This is a genomic window from Dickeya fangzhongdai (assembly GCF_002812485.1).
GTDB lineage: Bacteria > Pseudomonadota > Gammaproteobacteria > Enterobacterales > Enterobacteriaceae > Dickeya > Dickeya fangzhongdai.
The window spans coordinates 1,520,643-1,542,056 of the sequence record NZ_CP025003.1 but is presented as its reverse complement, the minus strand read 5'-3'; the positions used below and the strand labels follow the sequence as shown (position 1 = coordinate 1,542,056).

Below are 21,414 nucleotides of genomic sequence, written 5' to 3'. Positions count from 1 at the left end.
TCAGCCAGGCACAGATGGCATGACTGCCCGTCTCCGCACCCAAAATCGTGTTATAGCCGTATTAACCCAGAGCGTATAAGCAATGCGTTAAGGACAACGTCCCTGATGGCAACCCTGTCGCGTCCTGCGCCACGTTATGCGTATTCCTCTTTCCTCCTCCGTCGGCAGGGACAAGATGGCGTCTTGTCCACCGGTTCTTCCTCACTTCATCAATCAACACGTTTCGTATCAGGCGCCGAGCACATTGTTGTAGGCCTGCTCGTACTCCTGCGCGACCCGGTCAGGGGTAAAATGCGCCAGCATCTCGGGGCAAAGCGGCTCGGCGTGCCTTTCCACTTCCTCATCCACCGAGGTCTCTTCCATGAAATAGATGTTCGGTAATAAAGAGGCCAGCTCGCCGACGCCTCCCATCCGGTTGGTCAGCACCACTTTTCCATGGAAGATGCTTTCCACCACCACCCGGCCGAACGGTTCATGCCATTTCACCGGCAGCACCACCACATCCACCCGCCGCATGAAGTCCTCCAGACTGACAAACCCCAGCAGAATCACCCCGCTCTGGCGCGCTTCTTCTACCAGCGGGTTATCCTGCGTGATGCGCCCCGCGGCATAAAAGACATAGCCGGAGCGGTTGCGGTAGTGTCGGGCCAGCGCGCAGAAGTCATCGAACCCCTTCTCTGGCGAAAACTTACCGATAAAACCGATCCGCCTGACATCGTCTTCGCTCGGTTCGTTCTCTCCGGCGTCGTCCACCGCCGGCACCGTGTTGTAAATAAACGCATGGTGCGCGTTGGGGAAAAACCCGGCCTCCCGGTGCATCTCGCAGATAAACTGGCTGATGCCGACATAACCGTCCACCAGACGACTGAACCGTTTTTTCACCGCCGACATCAGGCGAATGCCCGCCGCATCGGGATCCTGATTCTGACCAGCGGAAAACAGGGTCGCGTTGTGGTGAAACAGGTAGTAATCCCGGCTGGTATGCAGAATTTTCACCCCGCAGGCTTTCGCCGCCGACCAGACCGACACGGAGAACCCGGCAATGTTATTGGTGTGAACGATATCGGGCGAAAACGCCTGAATTTCCTGCATCACCGCCATGCGCATGTCACGGTTGTAGTAGTCCTTCAGGTGCCAGCGTATTTTCTGGCTGGAAGAGTGCTTCTGACCATCAAACGGCCAGTAGCTGTTCGCCAGCGGCAGATAACACACCGACACGCCGTTAATTACCTGCTCGCTGCGATGCGGATCAGGCGTCAGGCATAACACCTGTACCTGGTGTCCGCGTTGCACCAGCGTTTCGGCCAGAAGCTGGACCGAGACTTCAGCCCCACCCACTTTATAAGGGTGATATAAGGTATTGATAATCATGATCTTCATATTATCTATCCTTGTTTTTAATTCTTTATGTTCAGGGACCCATTTCCGTTTCTGCGAAATGGACCAGCACGCCCTCCCCGAGGGCAGAGATGCGGCTGGCGTGCACTCCGGCATAACACCAGCTATCTCTACAGCTATTTCCACTGCCTTTACCGCGACTTCCCTTACCCGTTAGCGCGTGTCAGTCACCATCATTGACTCGCTGTTTTTCACATCCATCCTTGTAAATCCGGCCTTGCAAACATCCTGCTTCTTCTATTCATCCTGCTTCTTCTACTCATCAGCGGAGCTAGTTTTTATCCGCTCCGTAAGAGTACTGATATGAGTCATATCCATAGCTGTAGTAACTCAGCGCCCGGCGGATCACCGCATTCAGGATCACCCCTTTGATCGACGCGCCGTTCTGCTCAAAGCGTCGGATACTGATCTCTACCTCTTTCGGCGTGTTCATCTCAAACCGCGCCACCAGCAGCGATGTCCCAGCCTGTCGGCTGATAATCGCCGCGTCGGTCACCGCCAGAATCGGCGGTGTATCCAGCAGCACGATATCGAACTGACGGACGGCCCAGTCGACAAACGCGGTAAAGTTGCTGTGCATCAGCAGCTCCGACGGATTGGGCGGGATCTGGCCGCGCGGGATAAAAAACAGGTTGTCCACCGCGGTCGGTCGCAGCGCCTGCTGCGCATCGACCTGCCCGGACAGGATGTCCGACAGCCCTTTCTCAGGCGTCGCCCCCATCAGGTGGTGGGCGTAACCTTTACGCATATCGCAGTCGACGATCAGCACCCGCTGCCCGGCCTGGGCGATCACCGCGCCCAGGTTGGCGCTGACGAAGGACTTGCCGATCCCCGGACTGGCGCCGGAGATCATCAGGACATTGTTTTTCGCTTCCATCATCGCGAAATGCAGGCTGGTGCGCAGGCTGCGGATAGCTTCGATCGCCAGATCGGCCGGGTTGCCCACCGCCAGCAGGGAGTCGGAGCGGGTATTGCGCTTGCGGTTCTTGCTGGCGAACTCCCTGTCTTTCTTCTGTTGCCATTCCGACAAGGGCACGCTGGCGTACACATTAATACCCAGTTCTTCCAGCTGTTCCGGGCTTTCGATACCGCGGTGCAACAGGGTTTTCAGCAACACGAACCCGACGGAGGCCACCCCACCCAACATCGCAGCCAGCAGAATCACCAACGTCTTTTTCGGTTTCACCGGTTTCAGCTGGACCACCGCCGGGTCGATGATGCGCACATTGCCGACGGTACTGGCCTTGTTGATGCTCAGTTCCTGCTGCTTATTCATCAACTGGACATACACTTCCTGCCCGACATTCACATCCCGCGTCAGCCGTACAATCTCCTGCTGGGTTTTCGGCATGCTGCTGACGCGCCGATTCAGGTTGTCGCGCTCCTTTTCCAGCGTGACGCGCTTTTCCATCAACGCCCGGTAGGCGGGATGCTCGCGGGTATACAGCTTGGAGATTTCCGCCTCACGAAAGGTCAGTTGGTTAAGCTGAGATTCGACATCCACTATCGTGTCCAGCACCGATTTGGCTTCCAGCGACAGATCCACCGAATCTTTTTGCTGACGGTACTTATTCAGTTTGTCTTCCGCCGTCTCCAGCGACGCGCGTACCAGCGGCAACTGCTCTTTCAGGAACACCAGGCTTCTGGCCGCCTCTTCCGACTTACGGTCCACATTCTGTTGCAGGTAGTTGTCGCTGATGCTGGCCAGCGTTTTTCTTACCAGCGTCGGGTCGCTGCCTTCCAGCGTCAGTTGCAGTACGCCGGTATCCTTGCCTTTATCCGCCACCGCCAGTTCGCTCAGAATGTCGTTGATCGCGGTCAGCATGTTCTTTTTCCTGACCGAAAACACCGTTCCCGGCGCGGCGTTGGTGTCGCTGATCAGCAGATTGAAACCGCCGTGAGACTCCAGTTGCCCGATGTGACCGATAAACTCGGCGTCCTTACCGGCGGTAAAACGATATTTCCCTCCGTCCTGGATGGTCACGGTCATTTTTTCATCCAGCCAGATGTCCGGCACCGACAGGCGTGAGACGGCGATCCGGGCGGGCTCTTCATCCTTCAGCCGGGCGATACCTTTGCCCACCAGCGGGAAATACTTCTGCTCCACCTCGGTATCCAGTTCCAGATCCTGTACGGTCTTTCCTACCACCATGCGGGAGCGGAGCAGTTCGACTTCAGGCGCGGACTGCGGCTTGGTATCCGGCAAGACCTTGGAAATATCGTTCATTAGCGAATCGCTGACGTTCTGTTCCACCTGCACCATCGCATCCGCCTGATACACCGGCGTCGCCAGCAGCGCATACAGGATGCCCAGCATGGTAAAGATGGTGGTGATGCTGATAATCAGCCAGCGGTGATCCAGCACGGTTCCCAGTAAACGCCCCAGGTCAATTTCATCCGCCTTGTCCGCTTCAGATGTTTTCACGGCAATTCTCTCTGACATCGTAATCCCTGACTGGTTAACGGCTCAGCGCCTGCGCCCACTTGCGGGCAGATTGTTCAAGTTGGGTATACACAAACTCAAAGGCTTCCCGGCTTTTGCGGTACGGGTCGGTAATCTCCTGCTGGTTAAGCCAGTGCCCGAACAGCAGCGTTTTCCCGCGTACTTCCGGTGAGAAACGGCACACGGCATCAATGTGCGCCTTTTCCATCACCAGAATCAGGTCGTAATGCCGGCACAGCGATCCGGTCAACTGGCGCGCGACATGCCCATCCAGCGACAGACCGTGTTCGGCGGCCACCAGGCTGGCCGTTTCATCGGCAGGTTTTCCGTCCATCGCCCGCCAGCCGGCGGATGTCACCGTTTTCCCCGGCAATGCCTGCTGTAACAGGCGCTCGCCGGTCGGTGAGCGACAGATATTGCCCTCGCAAATCACAAGAATACTGTTGAACATCGACACGTCCCCCCTACGGCTACGGCCAGGTACGAACGCGCAGACTGCCTTCGCTCAAGTCGTTAAACCCGCTGATGGTCGGCACCAGTTGCGAAATCAGGCGGTTCCAGCGCGCGACCGGCGCCGAGGTGACATACACCACGTCATACGGTTGCAGCGGAAATTCGGAGCCCATCACCAACGCGGTCGCGTCTTTGGTATTGAGCTGATAAATGTTGGCCAGCTTCGGCCCTTGCGTACCTCGCAGCGGTCGGATAACAAACACGCCGGTGGCGTCGGCCACCATCTGGTTCATCCCTTCGGCGCTGCCCAACGCTTCGGTCAGCGTCATGCCGCTGCGGTCCATCTTGAGGGTGGACTGCTTGTTCACCTCCCCCATCACGAACACTTTCAGGTCATCGTTGCGCGGCACGAACAGGATGTCGCCGGGATACAGCAGGCGGTTCTGGGACAAATCGCCGTTCTGCATCAGCGCCTGCAGGGAAATGCGCTCGTCTTTACCGTTATGCGTCAGCACCAGATTGCGCCAGTCGGCAAACTCGCTTAGCCCGCCCGCGTTGTTGATCGCGTCCAGAATGGTCAACGGCACGTTGGAGATCGGTTGCTGACCCGAACGCACCACTTCCCCGGTCACATAGGCTTTTTGCGATCGGAACGCGGCAATGCTCACTTCCACCTGCGGCGATTCGATGTACTGCGCCAGACGGCGCATGATTTCCTCGCGCACCTCGGTCAAGGTTTTGTCCACAACGCGCAACTTGCCGATGTAGGGGTAAAAAATGGTGCCGTCCGAGTGAACCCAGTTACCGGTGTCGGCGGCGGTGCGGTAGGTCCCCGCCGGCGTGGTCAGTTCCGGGTGATCCCAGACGGTAACCATCAAAACGTCGCCGATGCCAATACGGTATTCGTAGCGTTTCAGCTCCGCATCCAGCGACGGGTTATTCTGGGCAATCGCCGGTCGCAGGCGCATTTTCTCTATCAGCAACGGGGTGACAGGATAAATATTGACCAGCTTATTGATGTTGAAATCATCATCCGGTTGTTCTACGACCTCTTTTCCACTGGTAGAAAGGTGCGTACCTGGTACCAGCGTACAGCCAGCCAGGAATGTCGCCGACAACATCAGCGGTATAACTTTCAGTGTTGGTTTTAACATCCTTTATGCCATCGCTTTTCAGTAAAGTGAGAAACAAAGAGCGGTACTGCCCGATCGATAGCGCATTGGACGATCCGATTTCGCTCCGCAATGCGTTGATCCCTAATGATTTGCTTGAAAATGTTTTCACCCCGCCCAAAAATCCAAAGATTTATAACCAAAATCACCTTCAACATCGTTAAAATATTCAAACGGAAATAAGAAAGTGTTATTTCAGGTGAGAAGTCTCCGGCCGGAACGTGACTCAGGGTTTATCGCCCAAATGGAGACAAAGCCAGGCCGTCGCGAGCCATAGGCATGCGTTTTGGTTTGGAAAGGGGGAATAGCGTCAGCATGGGTCGGTTGATGGCGACCCGTTTCGTCAGGCTGCGCGGTTACATCGTCGTTGCTGTAGGCAAAATCGTTGCTGCGGGCAAAAAAAGGCGACGCGGGCGCGGGCGAAGCGCCGGTCAGGGGGAATGCCGCTGGTTGTACCTGCGGTCTGAACGTCAGTGTCGGGTTTAACATCCTTTGCCATCGCCTTTCAGTCAAGTGAGTAACAGACAGCCCACACGTCAGGAATTCACGGTGGATCCGTTGACATCGTTGCCGTTTCGCTCATCGTCAAACAGGCGCTAAGGCCTGAATACCGGCGGCTGAACGGTTTCAACGTCCTGGAGGGCATGGTCTGAAACACAGCTCGCGGCTGTCGGGTGAATCGCATCAGGTACGCTACCGCCCTTGGCTCGTAGCTACCAACTCGCTGTCCCGTTTTCGTTTCAGACTCGCCCAGCTATTGCTGTGACTCGTCATAACTGACTCGTAAAAATGGCTTGCAAAAACATTAATGACACTAAAGTTTCGAATTAAATATTTTTAAAGTTGTGTCAATATCGCCACACCGGAGAGTAGTAAAAAATATTTGCTTATAACAAGACAAATATCTTCCTGGTGTTTTTTTTCGGAAAAATACTAACAATCCATGCAGTTTTTCTTATGAGCAAAGATATTTTTATCATTAATAAACAAAAAGTTATTTATATCAGAGACATCTTAATAAATATTTCATTTTCATATAATAATTTTGTTAACGCATTAATGGGCTTATTAAATAGCCAGGAAAAGGGGTAATTTTCCGCTCGCCTCTCGGATTTGGCATATAATGCATCACCTTAATGGAATGGGTTATTTTTTAACCTGATCGATGCTTTTTTGATTTCTCAAAACGTACTGCAATGCTTTCCATCTTGCTGAAAATCATGTGATCTCACTCACGCGGAAAAGGCGGGCGCCGACGCTTCGCAATTTGATATCAGTCAATCACGATCGGTCGCGTTATGGTTGAGCGACGCAACGCCTGATACGCTATGCAACTATCAACCTGATAAAGAAAAAGGTGAATTCAGCCTATGGAATGGATCGCTGATCCAACAATTTGGGCCGGTCTGGCCACGCTGGTGGTTTTGGAACTGGTATTGGGTATCGACAACCTGGTCTTTATCGCCATTCTGGCGGAGAAGTTACCGGAAAAGTCCCGGGATCGGGCGCGAGTTGTCGGGTTATTGCTGGCCTTGCTGATGCGGTTTGTACTGCTGTCGTCCATCTCCTGGCTGGTCTCGCTGACTCACCCGTTGTTTACCGTTTACGGACACCCGTTCAGCGCGCGTGATCTGATTATGCTGGTGGGCGGGCTGTTCCTGCTGTTCAAAGCCACCATGGAGCTGAATGAACGGCTGGAGGGCAAAGACCAGGCGCAGCAAACCCAACGCAAGGGCGCGCGTTTCTGGCCGGTAGTCGCGCAGATTGTGGTGCTGGACGCCGTGTTCTCGCTGGACTCGGTGATTACCGCGGTCGGTATGACCGAGCACCTGCCGGTCATGATGGCGGCGGTCACTATCGCCATCGGCCTGATGCTGCTGGCCAGCAAGCCTCTGACGCGTTTCGTCAACGCGCATCCCACCATTGTGATCCTGTGCCTGAGCTTCCTGCTGATGATCGGCTTCAGCCTGGTTGCGGACGCTTTCGGCTACCCGATTCCAAAAGGTTACCTCTACGCTGCCATTGGTTTCTCAGTCATGATCGAGATGCTCAACCAGTTGGCGCAGTTCAACCGTCGACGTTTTCTCTCTTCTTCGACCCCGTTACGCCAGCGTACGGCCGAAGCGGTATTGCGATTGCTGCGCGGTGAACATGAGGAAGCGGAGCTGGACAAACAGGCCGCCGACCGGGTGGCGGATAACACCGGCGGCATCGGCCAGCCGGTGTTCAACCAGCAGGAACAGCGCATGATCGAGCGCGTGCTCGGCATGTCGCAGCGTTCCGTCAGCAGCATCATGACCATCCGCCACGATATCGAACACGTGGACGTCAACATCGACCCGGCGGACTTCCACGAACTGATGGAAAAGAATCAGCACACCCGGCTGGTGATGTTCGACAGCCACGTTTCCAGCGAACCGCTGGGCGTGGTGCACGTGATCGATTTGCTGCGTCAACAGTTGCACGGGCAAGCGCTGAATCTGCGCGCGCTGATCCGCCAGCCGCTGGTGTTTCCGGAGCAATTGTCGCTGCTGTCCGCGCTGGAGCAGTTCCGTGAAGCGCACACTCACTTTGCCTTTGTGGCCGATGAATTCGGCTCCGTCGAAGGAATTGTCACCCTGAGCGATGTCATGGAAACCATCGCCGGCAATCTGCCGCTGGAAGGGGAAGAGCTGGACGCCCGCCATGATATTCAGGAAAACGAAGACGGCACCCTGACCGCCAACGGCTATCTGCCGGTCGAGGATTTACTGATGTATATCCCGTTGCAACTGAATGAAAAGCGCGAATACCACACGCTGGCCGGCTTGCTGATGGAGTATGCGCAGAAAATCCCGCAGGAGGGCGATGAGGTGCGAATCGACAACACCCTGTTCCGGGTACTGACCGTGGAAAGCCACCGCATCGTGAAGGTGCTGATTATTCCGGAACCCCATCCGCAGCCGGATTATGAGGTGTGATCGGGGTATCACCGGCACGCATGTACAACCACGCATGTACAACAAAGGCGGCCACGGCCGCCTTTGCTTTTTCACTGCCTGTATTTTACTGAATGCCTTTTCACTGAAAGCACGCCATGCGCGCTACATGCATACCCGTCACATGTTCGGCGCCGGGGTTTTTGACGCCGGTTGATTTTTCTCAGCCCAGTCATTCAGACGTTTTTTCACCTCGTCCTGCAGCCGCTTGCGCAGCAACTGCTCGATCTGCAACTGGTAGTTCAGATTGCCGAATTCGCCGTACAGACGGAACGGGATGGGAGTATCCTGCAGCAGTTGCACCAGTTGGCTATCCCCTTTCCACCCCTGCGTTACGCGCACATCCAGATTGATGTCGCAACGCTGGGCGGGCAAGTCGAACTGACCGTCGCCGTTGACCGTCAATGCCTCAGACTGCCCGGACAGTGACTGCAACTCCAGCTTGCCGGCGTTGAGCGTCGCTTCGCCGTTCATCTGCCGAATATCGGTATAGCGGGCATAATCGTCCGGCGTCTGGATACCGCTGTTGCTGCGCGCCGCCGCCTGCTGGATCAACTGCTGGACGTTCAGCCCCGACAGCCGCAGTTGGTCGAACTGCACCGACGCCGTTCCCCGCCATTGTGAGAGCAGCGCCTGCCGCGACAGGTCGTCGCCGCTCAGCCGCCCTTGCAGACTGAGTTTGCCCTGCAAACCGTCAGGCAACCCGAACAGCGGCAGCAACGTCGACAGCTCCATTGATTTCAGGGTGGGTTGAATGGCGATAGCCGGCGACGCCCCTACATCCATCGACCCCGGCAATGAGAAGCGCCCTTCCCCCACCTGGCCGCTGAAGTCGGTAACCCTGACTTTGCCGCGCTGATTGCTGCCCTTCAGGCTGAACTGGTTGACCGTCATGCCGTGGTAAACCAGCGTATTGGCGGTCACCGATACGTTGGCAATGGAGCTGCGCAGCCCCTGATAAGGCTCCGGCGGCTGATCGTGTGAAAACACCGGTTTGGCGATTACCGTTTTGTCGCCGCCGTCGCTGGACGAAGCGGCGTGCGTCAACCCCAGCAACGCGTCCAGATCCAGTTTTTCCGACTGCAGATCCAGCACGTACTCCGGCGTGACGCCGAAGGTGGTGGACAACGAACCGTTCAGCTGGCTGCTATTGGCGCTAAGGGCAAACTGGCTGATGGCCAGTTTCTCCGGCTGACGCTGATAACTGCCGCGAATCGTTCCTTTGCCGCTGATGCCCTCCGTCGGCAGCCCCGCGCCCTGCAACTGGTAACTGACGCTGCCGATATCGGCGCCGATCTGCTGCGGGTAGTTCTGCATATCCAGCATGGCGTTAAGCGAGAACGACAAATCACGCTGGTCACGGTTAAAACGGCTGGAGAGCGACACCCGCACCTGCCGGGCGCTGTCGCTCTCCATCGTCAGGTTGATGTCGCGAACATTCAGAACCGGCGCGTTTCCGCGCTGGAACACCAGCAGGCTGTCCGCCACTTCCACCCGGTTGATATCAAAACGCCACTGGTTCTCCGGCTCCGGCGACGACATCCCGCCCGGCGCAATCGGCACCGGACCTGCCACCCGCGCTTCGCTGTCGGACGTCAGGCGAATCACCGCGCCTTTGAGCATCACCTGCTTCACTTCCAGTTGATGCGACAACAACGGCCAGAGTTTTACGTCCAGCCGCATATTCTCAGCGCTGATCACCGGTGCGGCCGCGCCCGGCGCGCTCACCGACAGGCTGCCGGACAAAATGCTCAGTTGCGGCCAGACATGCCAGCGCAAGTCGCCATCCAGATTCAAGCGGTAGCCCGTACGCGCCTCAACCTGCCGCACCATATAGGCCCGGAAATCGTTCGGGTTAATCAACACCACCAGCGCCGTCATGCCTGCCGCCAGCACCACCAGCAGAATCACCAGCGTGGTAAACAGTCTTCTCATGCCATCCTCGTTCGCTGTCGTACCTGGCCCAGCTAGTCTTTGTCAATCCGGCTTGCCACCGCGCCCTGCTGGTCCTTGTATTTCGCGTCTTCACGTCGGTTATACGGACGCGCGGCGGGACCGGAGAGCGGTTCAAAACTCAGCGCGCCGATAATCATGCCGGGACGCAGCGCCAGCGGCAGTTTGCCCGAGTTGTAAAACTCCAGCACGATGCGACCCTGCCATCCCGGATCGATGCGGTGGGCGGTGACATGCACCATCAGCCCCAGACGCGCCAGCGAAGAGCGGCCGTCCAGCCAGCCCACCAGATTATCCGGCAGCGTGACCGACTCCAGCGTCACCGCCAGCGCCAGTTCTCCCGGATGCAGGAAAAACGCGTCGCCTTCCGCCAGATTGATTTCATCGCTCATTACGCGGTCCAGCGCGGCGCTGACTTCGTCCTTCGGCCCGCTCAGATCAATGAATGCGGCGGTGTGACCGCTAAACACCCGGAACTGATTACCCAGCCGCACGTCCACCGTGGCGCCGTTAATCCGCTCGATCGGGGGACGCGGCGTAATCGACAGCCGGCCGTCGTCCAGCCAGGTTTCAATGTCACGGTCGCACAGTCTCATCATCTTCTCCAGTCAGACTCTCGCAGGTGATCAAACTGCCACAGCAGCGCCGGAAATGCCATGCCGGCTCCACCTGCTTTAAGGGTTTTCTTAACGAACAGCCTACTCAAAGAACTGGCTGATTTTCGCCTTCAGAATATCAATGGCGATGCGGTTCTTGCCGCCGCGCGGCACGATGATGTCCGCATATTGCTTGGACGGTTCGATGAACTGCAGAAACATCGGGCGCACCGTTTTCTGGTATTGCTCCATCACGGAATCCATCGAACGGCCGCGTTCATTAACATCGCGGCGCATACGGCGCATCAGGCAGATATCCAGCGGGGTATCGACAAAAATGGAAAAATTCAGTTCTTCACGCAGCCGGGCATCGGTCAACAGCAGAATACCTTCAAGAATAATCACCTTTTTCGGCGCCATATGCAGCGTTTCCTGCAAACGCGTATGCTGTACATAGCTGTACTGCGGCAACGCGATCGGCTGACCGGCCTTAAGCATTTGCAGATGTTGCAGCAGCAGGTTGTGATCCATCGAACTGGGGTGGTCGTAGTTGGTTTTGACCCGTTCTTCCATGGTCAGGTGGGATTGATCCTTGTAGTAACTGTCTTCCGGGATGACGCCAATGTGTTCATCACCCACCTGATCGCGCAATTCGCGGTACAGGGTGCTGGCAATAAGACTTTTTCCGGATGCGGACGCGCCGGCAATCCCGATGATGACACACTGGCGAGACTTATCAGTCATGGCAATAAAGACCTGATTAACAAAAAATAAGGAGGGGGACATACCAGACTGTTCGGACGCGGCTTACGCCGGGTTGTGCGCCGAAGGATAGCCATCAGCAGCATGCATGATTCATTGCGGGACACAGCCTGAGGTGTCTGGACGCGGCAATTATAGGGAGTTAGCACGATTCGCGCCAGTATTACGCGGGCTTATGCTATCGGTGCGCACGGCATCCGACCGCCATATGCCGCCGGATGCCAAAGACAGCGGATACCGCGCCGAATCACGGTATCCGCCGGACGAGATCACACCGCGCGGAACGCGATCTCCGTCGGGATCACCTCGCCCTGCCAGTACAGCTGGGCCGCCACCTGCCCCGCCAGTTCGCGGTACAACTGGGTGAACTCGCTGTCCGGCTGGCTGACCACGGTCGGTTCGCCGCGATCCAGGTCCTCGCGTAGCGAAATGTGCAGCGGCAACTGGCCCAGTAAGGCGCAGTGGTATTTTTCCGCCAGCTTCTGCGCGCCGCCGGTACCGAAAATCGGCTCCAGATGACCGCAGTTGCTGCAGATGTGCACGCTCATGTTCTCCACGATGCCCAGCACCGGCACCTTGACCTTCTCGAACATCACGATGCCCTTCATCGCATCCACCAGCGCGATATCCTGCGGGGTGGTCACCACCACCGCGCCGGTGACCGGCACGTTCTGCGCCAGCGTGAGCTGGATGTCGCCGGTACCCGGCGGCATGTCCAGCACCAGATAATCCAGATCCGGCCACAACGTATCTTGCAACAGTTGCAGCAACGCCTTGCTGGCCATCGGCCCGCGCCACACCATAGCGTTATCGTCGGTAACCAGATAGCCGATGGAGTTGGTGGCAACACCGTGCGCCATGATCGGCGCCATGTGCTGCCCGTCCGGCGAGGTCGGCCGCTCGCTGGCCGCGCCCAGCATGGTCGGGATGGACGGCCCGTAGATATCCGCGTCCAGAATGCCGACATTGGCCCCTTCGGCCGCCAGCGCCAGCGCCATGTTCACCGCGGTGCTGGACTTGCCGACGCCACCCTTGCCGGAACTGACGGCGATAATGTTCTTCACGCCCTTGACGCCCGCCTGATTGTTGACGCGGCGCAGCGTGGCGATGTTATGGGTCAAGCGCCATTCCACTTCACGCGCGCCGCAAAGGCGCAGCAATTCTTCGCTGACGCTGTCTTTCAGAGCCGTCAGGCCGCTCAGCCAGACAAACGGCATGGTCAGTTCGATATGCAACACATCGTCCAGCAGCGCGCAATGGTGCAGCGCATTAAGCGTGGTCAGGTTATTTTTCAGCGTCGGGTGCGTAAAGGAGGACAGCACGCCGTTTACCATGGCGCGCAACATCTCGGGGTTTTGCGCAGGGAGTTTATCGTTCATCCCGGCTCCTTGAGTTGAATTAAAGTCGTTATAAAAACCGCCCTAGCATAGCAGAACGCCCGCGCGTGGGTGTATCGCCAATGTCCCGACGCTGAAAAAACGGCGGAACCGCCCCTCGCCCGGCGCCACTCAAACCTTGCCTTCCTGCTATATAAGGCGGGAAGAATGCTATATAACGCCGGAAGAGCGGGTTTTGTTGGAGCCCGCCGCGCCCCAAGGTTTACGCATCAAGGCGCGATGGGGTAACATCAGGACTCCTTCTTAATTCATTCACCAACCAACAAGCAAGTTCCCCACTATGACTCAAGTCGCAAACAAAATTTTGGTAACGTGCGCGCTGCCTTATGCTAACGGTCCGATCCACCTTGGCCACATGCTCGAACACATTCAGGCGGATATCTGGGTCCGTTACCAGCGAATGCGCGGCAGTCAGGTCCACTTTATTTGTGCGGACGACGCCCACGGCACGCCGATCATGCTCAAAGCGCAGCAGATGGGTGTGGCGCCGGAGCAGATGATTGCGACGGTGAGTCAGGAACACCAGCAGGATTTCGCCGGGTTCAACATCAGCTACGACAACTACCACTCCACGCACAGCGAGGAGAACCGCGAGTTGTCCGGGTTGATTTACCGCCGGCTGAAGGAAAACGGTTTTATCAAGAACCGCACTATTTCCCAGCTGTTCGACCCGGAAAAAAGCATGTTCCTGCCGGATCGCTTTGTGAAAGGCACCTGCCCGAAATGCAAGGCGCCGGACCAGTACGGCGACAACTGCGAAGTGTGCGGCGCCACCTACAGCCCGACCGAACTGATCGAGCCGAAATCCGCGGTATCCGGCGCCACGCCGGTGATGCGCGAATCCGAGCACTTCTTCTTCGACCTGCCGGCGTTCAGCGACATGCTGCAAAGCTGGACCCGCTCCGGCGCGTTGCAGGAGCAGGTCGCCAACAAGATGCAGGAGTGGTTCGACGCCGGGCTGCAACAGTGGGATATCACCCGCGACGCGCCCTATTTCGGCTTCGAAGTGCCGGACGCGCCGGGCAAATATTTCTACGTCTGGCTGGACGCGCCGATCGGCTACATGGGGTCGTTCAAAAACCTGTGCGACAAGCGCGGCGACCTCAGCTTCGACGAATTCTGGCGTAAAGATTCCAGCACCGAGCTGTACCACTTCATCGGCAAGGACATCGTTTACTTCCACAGCCTGTTCTGGCCGGCGATGCTGGAAGGCAGCGGTTTCCGCAAGCCGACCAACCTGTTCGTGCACGGCTATGTAACCGTTAACGGCGCCAAAATGTCGAAGTCGCGCGGCACCTTTATCAAGGCCGACACCTACCTGAAGCATCTGGATGCCGACTGCCTGCGTTACTATTACGCCGCCAAGCTCTCTTCCCGTATTGATGACATCGACCTCAATCTGGAAGATTTCGTGCAGCGCGTGAACGCCGACATCGTCAACAAGGTGGTCAATCTGGCCTCGCGCAACGCCGGTTTCATCAACAAGCGTTTTGACGGCAAACTGGCCGACCAACTGGCGGATCCGGCGCTGTATCAGACCTTTATCGACGCGGCGCAGACCATCGCCGATGCCTACAGCAGCCGTGAATCCGGCAAGGCTGTCCGTGAAATCATGGCGCTGGCGGACCTCGCCAACCGCTATGTCGACGAGCAGGCGCCGTGGGTAGTCGCCAAACAGGAAGGCCGCGACGCCGACCTGCAGGCGATTTGCTCGATGGGCATCAACCTGTTCCGCGTGCTGATGACCTACCTGAAGCCGGTACTGCCGTCGCTGGCGGAGCGCGCCGAAGCGTTTCTGCAGAGCGAACTGCGCTGGGACACGCTGGCGCAGCCGCTGACAAACCATCAGGTTGGCGCATTCAAGGCGCTGTTCAACCGCATCGACATCGCGCAGGTACAGGGCATGGTCGAGGCCTCCAAAGAAGAAGCCGCCGCGGCAGCCGCCAAACCGGCATCCGGCCCGCTGGCCGACAACCCGATTCAGGACACCATCGACTTCGCCGATTTCGATAAAGTGGACATGCGCGTCGCCTTGATCCAGAAAGCCGAACTGGTGGACGGCTCGGACAAGCTGTTGCGTCTGACGCTGGATCTGGGCGGCCAGCCCCGTCAGGTATTCTCCGGCATCCGCGCCGCTTACCCGGATCCGTCTGCGCTGGAAGGCCGCCTGACGGTGATGGTCGCCAACCTGGCGCCGCGTAAAATGCGCTTTGGCGTGTCCGAAGGCATGGTGATGGCCGCCGGCCCCGGCGGGAAAGACATTTTCCTGCTGAGTCCCGACAGCGGCGCCCAGCCGGGGATGCAAATCAAGTAAGCCTGCTCGCATCAGGCCGGTTTACCCCGGCCTGATGTGCTCTTCGTTAACGCACTATTTTTTCAACGCACCATTTCGTCAGCGCACGATCTCGCCACGACCCCGCTTCATCGCCACGCCGTCTTTTCCCTGCTTCACGCTGCTCACACCTCTGACCATGCCGTTATTCGGATAAACAGCATAGCGCTTTCGCCACAGCCGTGATAAACAGTGCCTGGTCGTGATTATCACGCCATGCACTCAGCTGCGTGCGCGTTGGCCTGCACCTTCGCGCCGTGCGTGATGGTCACGACGCCAGACCTATCATCGATCATGGAGGAATATCGAATGTCCCGAATTACCCCTTTGCTGCTGAGCGCAGCCCTGCTTGCCGCCGCAGCGCCGGCTATGGCGTCCAAATCGCTGAAAAGCGCTGATGAGGTGATCACTGCGCTGAATAAAGGGCGCAGCGTCAATGTCACCATCGACCTGTCCGCCTGTACGCCGCAGGATGGCACGCCAGCCAGCAAGACCCGCGGCGGCCTGCACATCAATGCGTATCGCCTGATTGACAGCGGCACGTTGTCGTTCAGCGACGAGCACTTCACCGTCGCCAACGACGGCACGCCGATTCAGCAGTTCATGCGTTATCAGGTCCAGCCGGACAACACGGTGCGTTTCACCACCTACATGTACAACTTGCCCAGCCTGCAACAGCGCGGCAATACCCTGAGCTACCTGTGCAAACTGGGTCAGGATATCGGTTTCTTCGTGCAGTAAGCCTTACCAGACGCGCCCGGTCGGCTGGTCGGGCGCGTTTCTTTTCCGCACGTTCCCCGCCAGTTTGCCGCCGTATCTCATTGAACGAAAAGTTATAAGCTAAACCTAAAAGACATAACTCGCCCCCTTTGCACGCTGCGGCGTTACCCGCTATGATTCCTCATCACTCAAATAGACATCCAGACATAAAGATATCCATAAAACTGGCAAACCTGATTTCACAACACCGAGGATTGATCATGAAGAAATTCCCTGTCGCACTGCTGGCCCTGAGCCTGACGGCCTCGTTCTCCACGCTGGCCGCGGAGACGCCGGCTACCGCCGCGCCGGTTCCGACTGCCATCGCCAACCATCAGGGACCGGTGCGCATCGCCGTGATCCGTAATCTCGGTTCGGACGACAACACCACCCAGTTCGTTTCCGGCGTGCTGGAAGAAGGCAAGAAGCTGGGATTCAAGGTCAGCACCTTCCTGAGCAACGGCGACGACGCCAAATTTCAGGACTTCGTCAATCAGGCCATCAGCCAGAAATATGACGGCATCATTCTGTCGCAGGGCCGCGCACCCTATTCCACCGAACTGATTCAGCACATTGTCGACAGCGGCATCAAGGTGGCGGTGTTTGACACCGCGGTGGATCGCACGATTCCGGGCGTCACCGTTACCCAGCAGGACGATGCCTCGTTGGCCAACGAATCGCTGGGTCAGTTGGTGAAGGATTTCAACGGCAAAGCCAACATCATCAAACTGTGGGTAGCCGGTTTCCCGCCGATGGAGCGCCGTCAGACGGCTTACCAGCAGATCCTGAAAGACAATCCGGGCATCAAAGAACTGGAATCCATCGGCGCGGTTTCCTCTGACGTGCAGGGCGATACCGCCAATAAAGTGGGCGCGATTCTGGCGAAATACCCGAAAGGCAAGATTGACGCCATCTGGGGCGCCTGGGATGCCTTCAGTCAGGGCGCGTACAAGGCGTTGAAAGAGAACGGCCGCACCGAAATCAAACTGTATAGCATCGATATTTCCAATCAGGACTTGCAACTGATGCGCGAAGCCAACAGCCCGTGGAAAGTGAGCGTGGCGGTGGATCCGAAACTGATCGGCAAGGTCAACCTGCGTCTGGTCGCCAACAAGATCGCCGGCGAGCCGACGCCGGCAACCTACGAATTCCGCGCCGCCAGTATTCCGCAGGCGCTGTTGCTGAGCCAGCCTGGCCCGGTTAACGTGGCGGGACTGGCGAAAATCATCCCTGGCTGGGGCCAGACCACTGACTTTATTGCACCGTGGTTTGCTACACTGGAAGCCAAAAACAAATAAAGGTCTGTCATAACGGAGGCTTATATGGCATCAACGCCCCTGCCCATGCCGGAATACAGCCGCAACATGCGGCTGATTGGACACAGCGATCAGGGCGGGCGCCCTGATGGCGTACAGGTCATGGTTCACCGAGGTTACGCCTATATTGGACACATGGTGTCCCAGGGCGTTTCCATCGTTGACGTGCGAGACCCGAAAAACCCCAAACCGGCCGGTTTCATCGCCGCGCCGCCGGGCACCTGGAACATCCATCTGCAAACCCACGATGACCTATTGCTGGTGGTTAACGCCCGCGATCTGTTCGCCGATGCCCGTTTCGCACAAGAAAAAGTCTACTACACTCGCTCCGTGGCGGAGACGGTCAGCACCGGCAAACAGGATAAAAGCTGGAGCGCGGGACTGAGGATCTTTGATATTTCCACCCCAGACCAGCCGCGGGAAATCAGCTTTCTGCCGCTGGATGGCATCGGTATCCACCGCATCTGGTACGTGGGCGGTCGCTGGGCGTACGTCTCCGCGCTGCTGGATGGCTACAGCGACTACATTTTTCTGACCATCGACCTGGCCGACCCGCGTAAACCGGAAGTCGCCGGCCGTTACTGGCTGCCGGGCATGCATACCGCCGGCGGCGAAACGCCGGACTGGCCGCAAGGCAAACGCTACGCGCTGCATCACGCCATCGTCAGCGGCGATACCGCCTACGGCAGTTGGCGCGACGGCGGCCTGACGCTGCTGGACGTGAGCGACCGCACTCAGCCGACACTCATCAGCCACCGCAACTGGAGTCCGCCGTTTGGCGGCGGCACCCATACCGCGCTGCCGCTGCCGGATCGCGACTTGTTGATCGTGCTGGACGAAGCGGTGCTGGATAATCAGGAAGACGGCGAAAAACTGATTTGGGTGTTCGATATCCGCGAGCCGTCCAATCCGGTGAGCATCGCCACCTTCCCGCAGCCCAACGAAACCGATTATGTGAAGAAAGGGGCGCACTTCGGCCCGCACAATTTGCATGAAAACCGGCCGGGCAGCTTTATCAGTTCGACATTGATCTTCGCCACCTACCAGAACGCCGGGGTGCGTGCTTACGACATCAGCAACCCATATCGGCCGAAAGAAACCGGCGCGTTGGTGCCTGCCGCGCCTGAACGCATGATGGACAAACGTCCCGGCCGGCCACAGGTGATTCAGTCCTGCGACGTGTTTGTGGACGCGCAAGGGATTATCTACAGCACCGACTACAACGCCGGACTGTCGATTATCGAATACCGCGGCTAACCGCCGTCAGCGGGTAACGCCAACCAGACATCGGGCTTCACGTCGACGACGTGAAGCCCGATGTCATGATAGGGGTCGAAAAGCGCGATTCGCACCGCATGTGCTTAGTAATTATGAAACCAACGCGGATCGGGATTACCGGTATCCAGCCCGTATAAGCTGGAAATCGACAGTAACGTCGCAAACCAGCGATGGGCATCGCGCTGTCCGACGTGGCTCGTTTCCCCTGCGGGGGAAAATGCTTTCCAGCCTCTGAAAAGCTTTGCAGCAGCAAGCAGCATAATTCCTCTCCTCTGATTGCCAGCGATATGGATAACCGTAACGCCAGTTAATCGAAGAATGGTTATAAAAGGAAATATTGCTTTTAGCAGTGTTTATACCAAAACCGCCTAACGTTCAGGATAAAACCGCCCTGCTTTTCGCCCTTACCACCGGTACGTTCCCGCGTAACGTTCGCCGTCACGCGGGAAAACGAATTACGCCAGCGCCAGTACCGACACCCACATCGGTCCCTGACCGACCGGATAGCGGGCCAACGGCGTCAGGCCGCCGTTATCCGGCTGGATACGATAGACCTCAATGTGATGGGATTTCTGACCGGCAGCGATCAGGAACTGGCCGCTGTGGTCGATATTAAAGCCGCGCGGCTGGGTTTCCGTCGGCTGGTGACCAACCAGCGTCAGCGTGCCGTCCTGCGCCGACACCTGGAAAATACTCAGCAGGCTGGCGGTGCGATCGGTGGTGTACAGGTGGCGGCCGTCCGGCGTGATGTGGATATCCGCCGCCCAGCAGGTGTCGGTGAAATCGGCCGGCATGGCGTTCAGCGTCTGAATGCGGCGGCCTTCGCCCTGCGCATCCAGTTCGAACACATCCACCGAGCTGTTCAGCTCGTTGATGCAATAGGTAAAACGGTTATTCGGATGGTATGCCATATGACGCGGCCCGGCGCCGGCAGCCGCACGCTGTTCGGCAGGCTGATGCTCGGTCAGGCGACCCTCACCGCCGACATCGTACAGCCGGATACGGTCTTCTTTCAGGCATGGCGCCCACAGTACGCGGTTAGCCGGGTCGATATTGGTGGAGTGGCAGCCTTCCAGCCCATCCAGTTGCTGGATCGGCGCCTGCGCCACGCCGTCTTCGCCAATCGGGCTGACGCTGACGCAGGCGTTGCTGTAAGACGCGCTGAACAGGAAACGCCCGGCGTGATCGGTAGACAGATGCGTCGGGCTGCCCGGCAGCGGCGCTACGCCGGCTTCGCTCAATTTTCCCTGTTCATCAATGCGGTAGCTGATCACACGAAACTCAGGGCGCACACCGACGTACAGGTGGCGCCGATCCGGCGCGATTACCATCGGCTGCACCTGTCCGGGCACCTCAACCACCTGTAACAAGCTCAATTCTCCGCTGGAAGCGAGTTGCCAGACATGGATCTGCTGACTTTCCGGACTGGCGATATAAACCACTTGCTGCATTCGATTCTCCTTGTTGGCCTTAATGAGGCGGCAGGCGCGCGCCTCGTTACGCTCAGGCTATGCTCTCGTTTATCGGTGATGGCTCTTATCGGTGATGACTTTACTATCGGTGATGACTTTACTATCGGTAATGACTTTCTATCGGTAATGACTTTCGCATAAGAACCAGCACGGAAAAAGGGCCTGTTGATCAGGACGGCCGACAGTGTACCATCGGGAAGAAGTGAACCCGATAATCCGATGAGAATACCATGACCTATCGCATCATTGCCCTCGATCTGGACGGCACGCTGTTAACGCAAAAGAAAACCATTCTGCCGGAATCGTTGCAGGCGCTGGCGCAAGCTAGACAAGCAGGCATCAAGGTCATCATCGTGACCGGCCGCCACCATTCGGCGATCCATCCGTTTTATCAGGCGCTGGCGCTGGATACCCCGGCGATCTGCTGCAACGGCACCTACCTGTACGACTACCAGACCGGGCAAACCGCCGAAGCCAATCCGCTCACGCCGGCGCAAGCCAAAAGCGTCCTGCAACGGTTGCAGCAGTTTGATATTCACGGTCTGATGTACGCGGACGACGCCATGTTCTACCAGCACATTACCGGCCACATTACCCGCACTCAGGTCTGGGCGGAAAATCTGCCCGAGTCGCAGCGCCCGACGTTTCGCCAGGTGGACAACCTGCTGGCCGCCACCGACCACACCCGTTCGATCTGGAAATTCGCCACCCACCACACCGATACCGCCGCCCTGAACGACTTCGCCCATCTGGTTGAGCAGGAACTGGGTCTGGCCTGCGAATGGTCGTGGATGGATCAGGTGGATATCGCCCAGACCGGCAACAGCAAGGGCCGCTTGCTGCAGCGCTGGGTGGAATCGCAAGGGTTCAGCATGAACGAAGTGGTAGCGTTCGGCGACAATTTCAACGACATCAGCATGCTGTCGACCGCCGGGCTGGGCGTAGCAATGGGCAACAGCGCCGACGAAGTAAAAGCGCACGCCAGACTGGTGATTGGTCATAACGAGCAACCCGGCATCGCCGAGGTGATTCGCAGCCGGGTGCTGGCCTGAACCGCCACGGTCTCCGCCGCAACGGGGGCCGTGGCTGGGTCTAGGTCTGGGTA

16 protein-coding genes are annotated in these 21,414 nt (G+C 57.6%); 6 read left to right on the top strand and 10 right to left on the bottom strand.

The annotated features are described in order from the left end of the window. Positions 1-228 precede the first annotated feature (228 nt). From CVE23_RS07140 to CVE23_RS07125, 4 genes are all read right to left on the bottom strand, one after another. The gene (locus tag CVE23_RS07140) at positions 229-1,380 is read right to left on the bottom strand and encodes a glycosyltransferase family 4 protein (protein ID WP_100849174.1); all 1,152 of its coding nucleotides are present in this window, start codon (positions 1,378-1,380) and stop codon (positions 229-231) included. Between the two features lie 289 nt (positions 1,381-1,669). Next, positions 1,670-3,841: a tyrosine-protein kinase Wzc gene (gene wzc / locus CVE23_RS07135; RefSeq protein WP_038918356.1), complete on the bottom strand. Its 2,172-nt coding sequence runs from the start codon at positions 3,839-3,841 to the stop codon at positions 1,670-1,672. A 16-nt stretch (positions 3,842-3,857) separates the two neighbouring features. Then, the gene (locus CVE23_RS07130; protein WP_038918355.1) at positions 3,858-4,292 is read right to left on the bottom strand and encodes an arsenate reductase/protein-tyrosine-phosphatase family protein; all 435 of its coding nucleotides are present in this window, start codon (positions 4,290-4,292) and stop codon (positions 3,858-3,860) included. 19 nt (positions 4,293-4,311) lie between these two features. Beyond that, entirely contained in the window at positions 4,312-5,448 is a 1,137-nt protein-coding gene (locus CVE23_RS07125) for a polysaccharide export protein (protein ID WP_038660683.1), read from the bottom strand. A 1,388-nt stretch (positions 5,449-6,836) separates the two neighbouring features. Here CVE23_RS07125 and CVE23_RS07120 point away from each other — a divergent pair. Further along, positions 6,837-8,426 (top strand): TerC family protein, encoded by a 1,590-nt coding sequence (locus tag CVE23_RS07120; protein ID WP_038918353.1) that lies wholly within the window; start codon positions 6,837-6,839, stop codon positions 8,424-8,426. A gap of 138 nt (positions 8,427-8,564) precedes the next feature. Here the strand turns inward: CVE23_RS07120 and asmA are convergent, their stop codons facing one another. From asmA to apbC, 4 genes are all read right to left on the bottom strand, one after another. Beyond that, entirely contained in the window at positions 8,565-10,379 is a 1,815-nt protein-coding gene (gene asmA / locus CVE23_RS07115; protein WP_100849173.1) for an outer membrane assembly protein AsmA, read from the bottom strand. A 32-nt stretch (positions 10,380-10,411) separates the two neighbouring features. Continuing rightward, positions 10,412-10,993 carry a dCTP deaminase gene (dcd, locus tag CVE23_RS07110; RefSeq protein ID WP_038660695.1) on the bottom strand — a complete coding sequence of 194 codons (582 nt, stop codon included), beginning with the start codon at positions 10,991-10,993 and terminating at the stop codon, positions 10,412-10,414. A gap of 102 nt (positions 10,994-11,095) precedes the next feature. Further along, positions 11,096-11,737 (bottom strand): uridine kinase, encoded by a 642-nt coding sequence (gene udk / locus CVE23_RS07105; protein ID WP_038920850.1) that lies wholly within the window; start codon positions 11,735-11,737, stop codon positions 11,096-11,098. 287 nt (positions 11,738-12,024) lie between these two features. Further along, positions 12,025-13,134, bottom strand: coding sequence for an iron-sulfur cluster carrier protein ApbC (gene apbC, locus CVE23_RS07100; protein WP_038918351.1), 1,110 nt, complete (start codon positions 13,132-13,134; stop codon positions 12,025-12,027). A gap of 298 nt (positions 13,135-13,432) precedes the next feature. On the opposite strand from apbC, the gene metG reads away from it, so the two are divergent. From metG to CVE23_RS07080, 4 genes are all read left to right on the top strand, one after another. Then, a complete protein-coding gene (gene metG, locus CVE23_RS07095; protein ID WP_100849172.1) occupies positions 13,433-15,466 on the top strand; it encodes a methionine--tRNA ligase in 2,034 nt (677 codons plus the stop codon). A 327-nt stretch (positions 15,467-15,793) separates the two neighbouring features. Beyond that, positions 15,794-16,225: a VirK family protein gene (locus CVE23_RS07090; protein ID WP_038918349.1), complete on the top strand. Its 432-nt coding sequence runs from the start codon at positions 15,794-15,796 to the stop codon at positions 16,223-16,225. A gap of 239 nt (positions 16,226-16,464) precedes the next feature. Further along, positions 16,465-17,541: a sugar ABC transporter substrate-binding protein gene (locus CVE23_RS07085; RefSeq protein ID WP_038918348.1), complete on the top strand. Its 1,077-nt coding sequence runs from the start codon at positions 16,465-16,467 to the stop codon at positions 17,539-17,541. A gap of 24 nt (positions 17,542-17,565) precedes the next feature. Beyond that, positions 17,566-18,816, top strand: a complete 1,251-nt coding sequence (locus tag CVE23_RS07080; protein ID WP_100849171.1) for an LVIVD repeat-containing protein — start codon at positions 17,566-17,568, stop codon at positions 18,814-18,816. A 104-nt stretch (positions 18,817-18,920) separates the two neighbouring features. Here the strand turns inward: CVE23_RS07080 and CVE23_RS22865 are convergent, their stop codons facing one another. Both CVE23_RS22865 and pgl read right to left on the bottom strand, forming a co-directional pair. Beyond that, the gene (locus tag CVE23_RS22865; protein WP_157987322.1) at positions 18,921-19,097 is read right to left on the bottom strand and encodes a hypothetical protein; all 177 of its coding nucleotides are present in this window, start codon (positions 19,095-19,097) and stop codon (positions 18,921-18,923) included. Positions 19,098-19,292: 195 nt separating this feature from the next. Next, positions 19,293-20,288 (bottom strand): 6-phosphogluconolactonase, encoded by a 996-nt coding sequence (pgl, locus tag CVE23_RS07075; RefSeq protein WP_100849170.1) that lies wholly within the window; start codon positions 20,286-20,288, stop codon positions 19,293-19,295. A gap of 251 nt (positions 20,289-20,539) precedes the next feature. Between pgl and CVE23_RS07070 the strand changes: the two genes are divergently transcribed. After that, entirely contained in the window at positions 20,540-21,361 is an 822-nt protein-coding gene (locus CVE23_RS07070; RefSeq protein WP_038918345.1) for a pyridoxal phosphatase, read from the top strand. Positions 21,362-21,414: the final 53 nt, after the last annotated feature.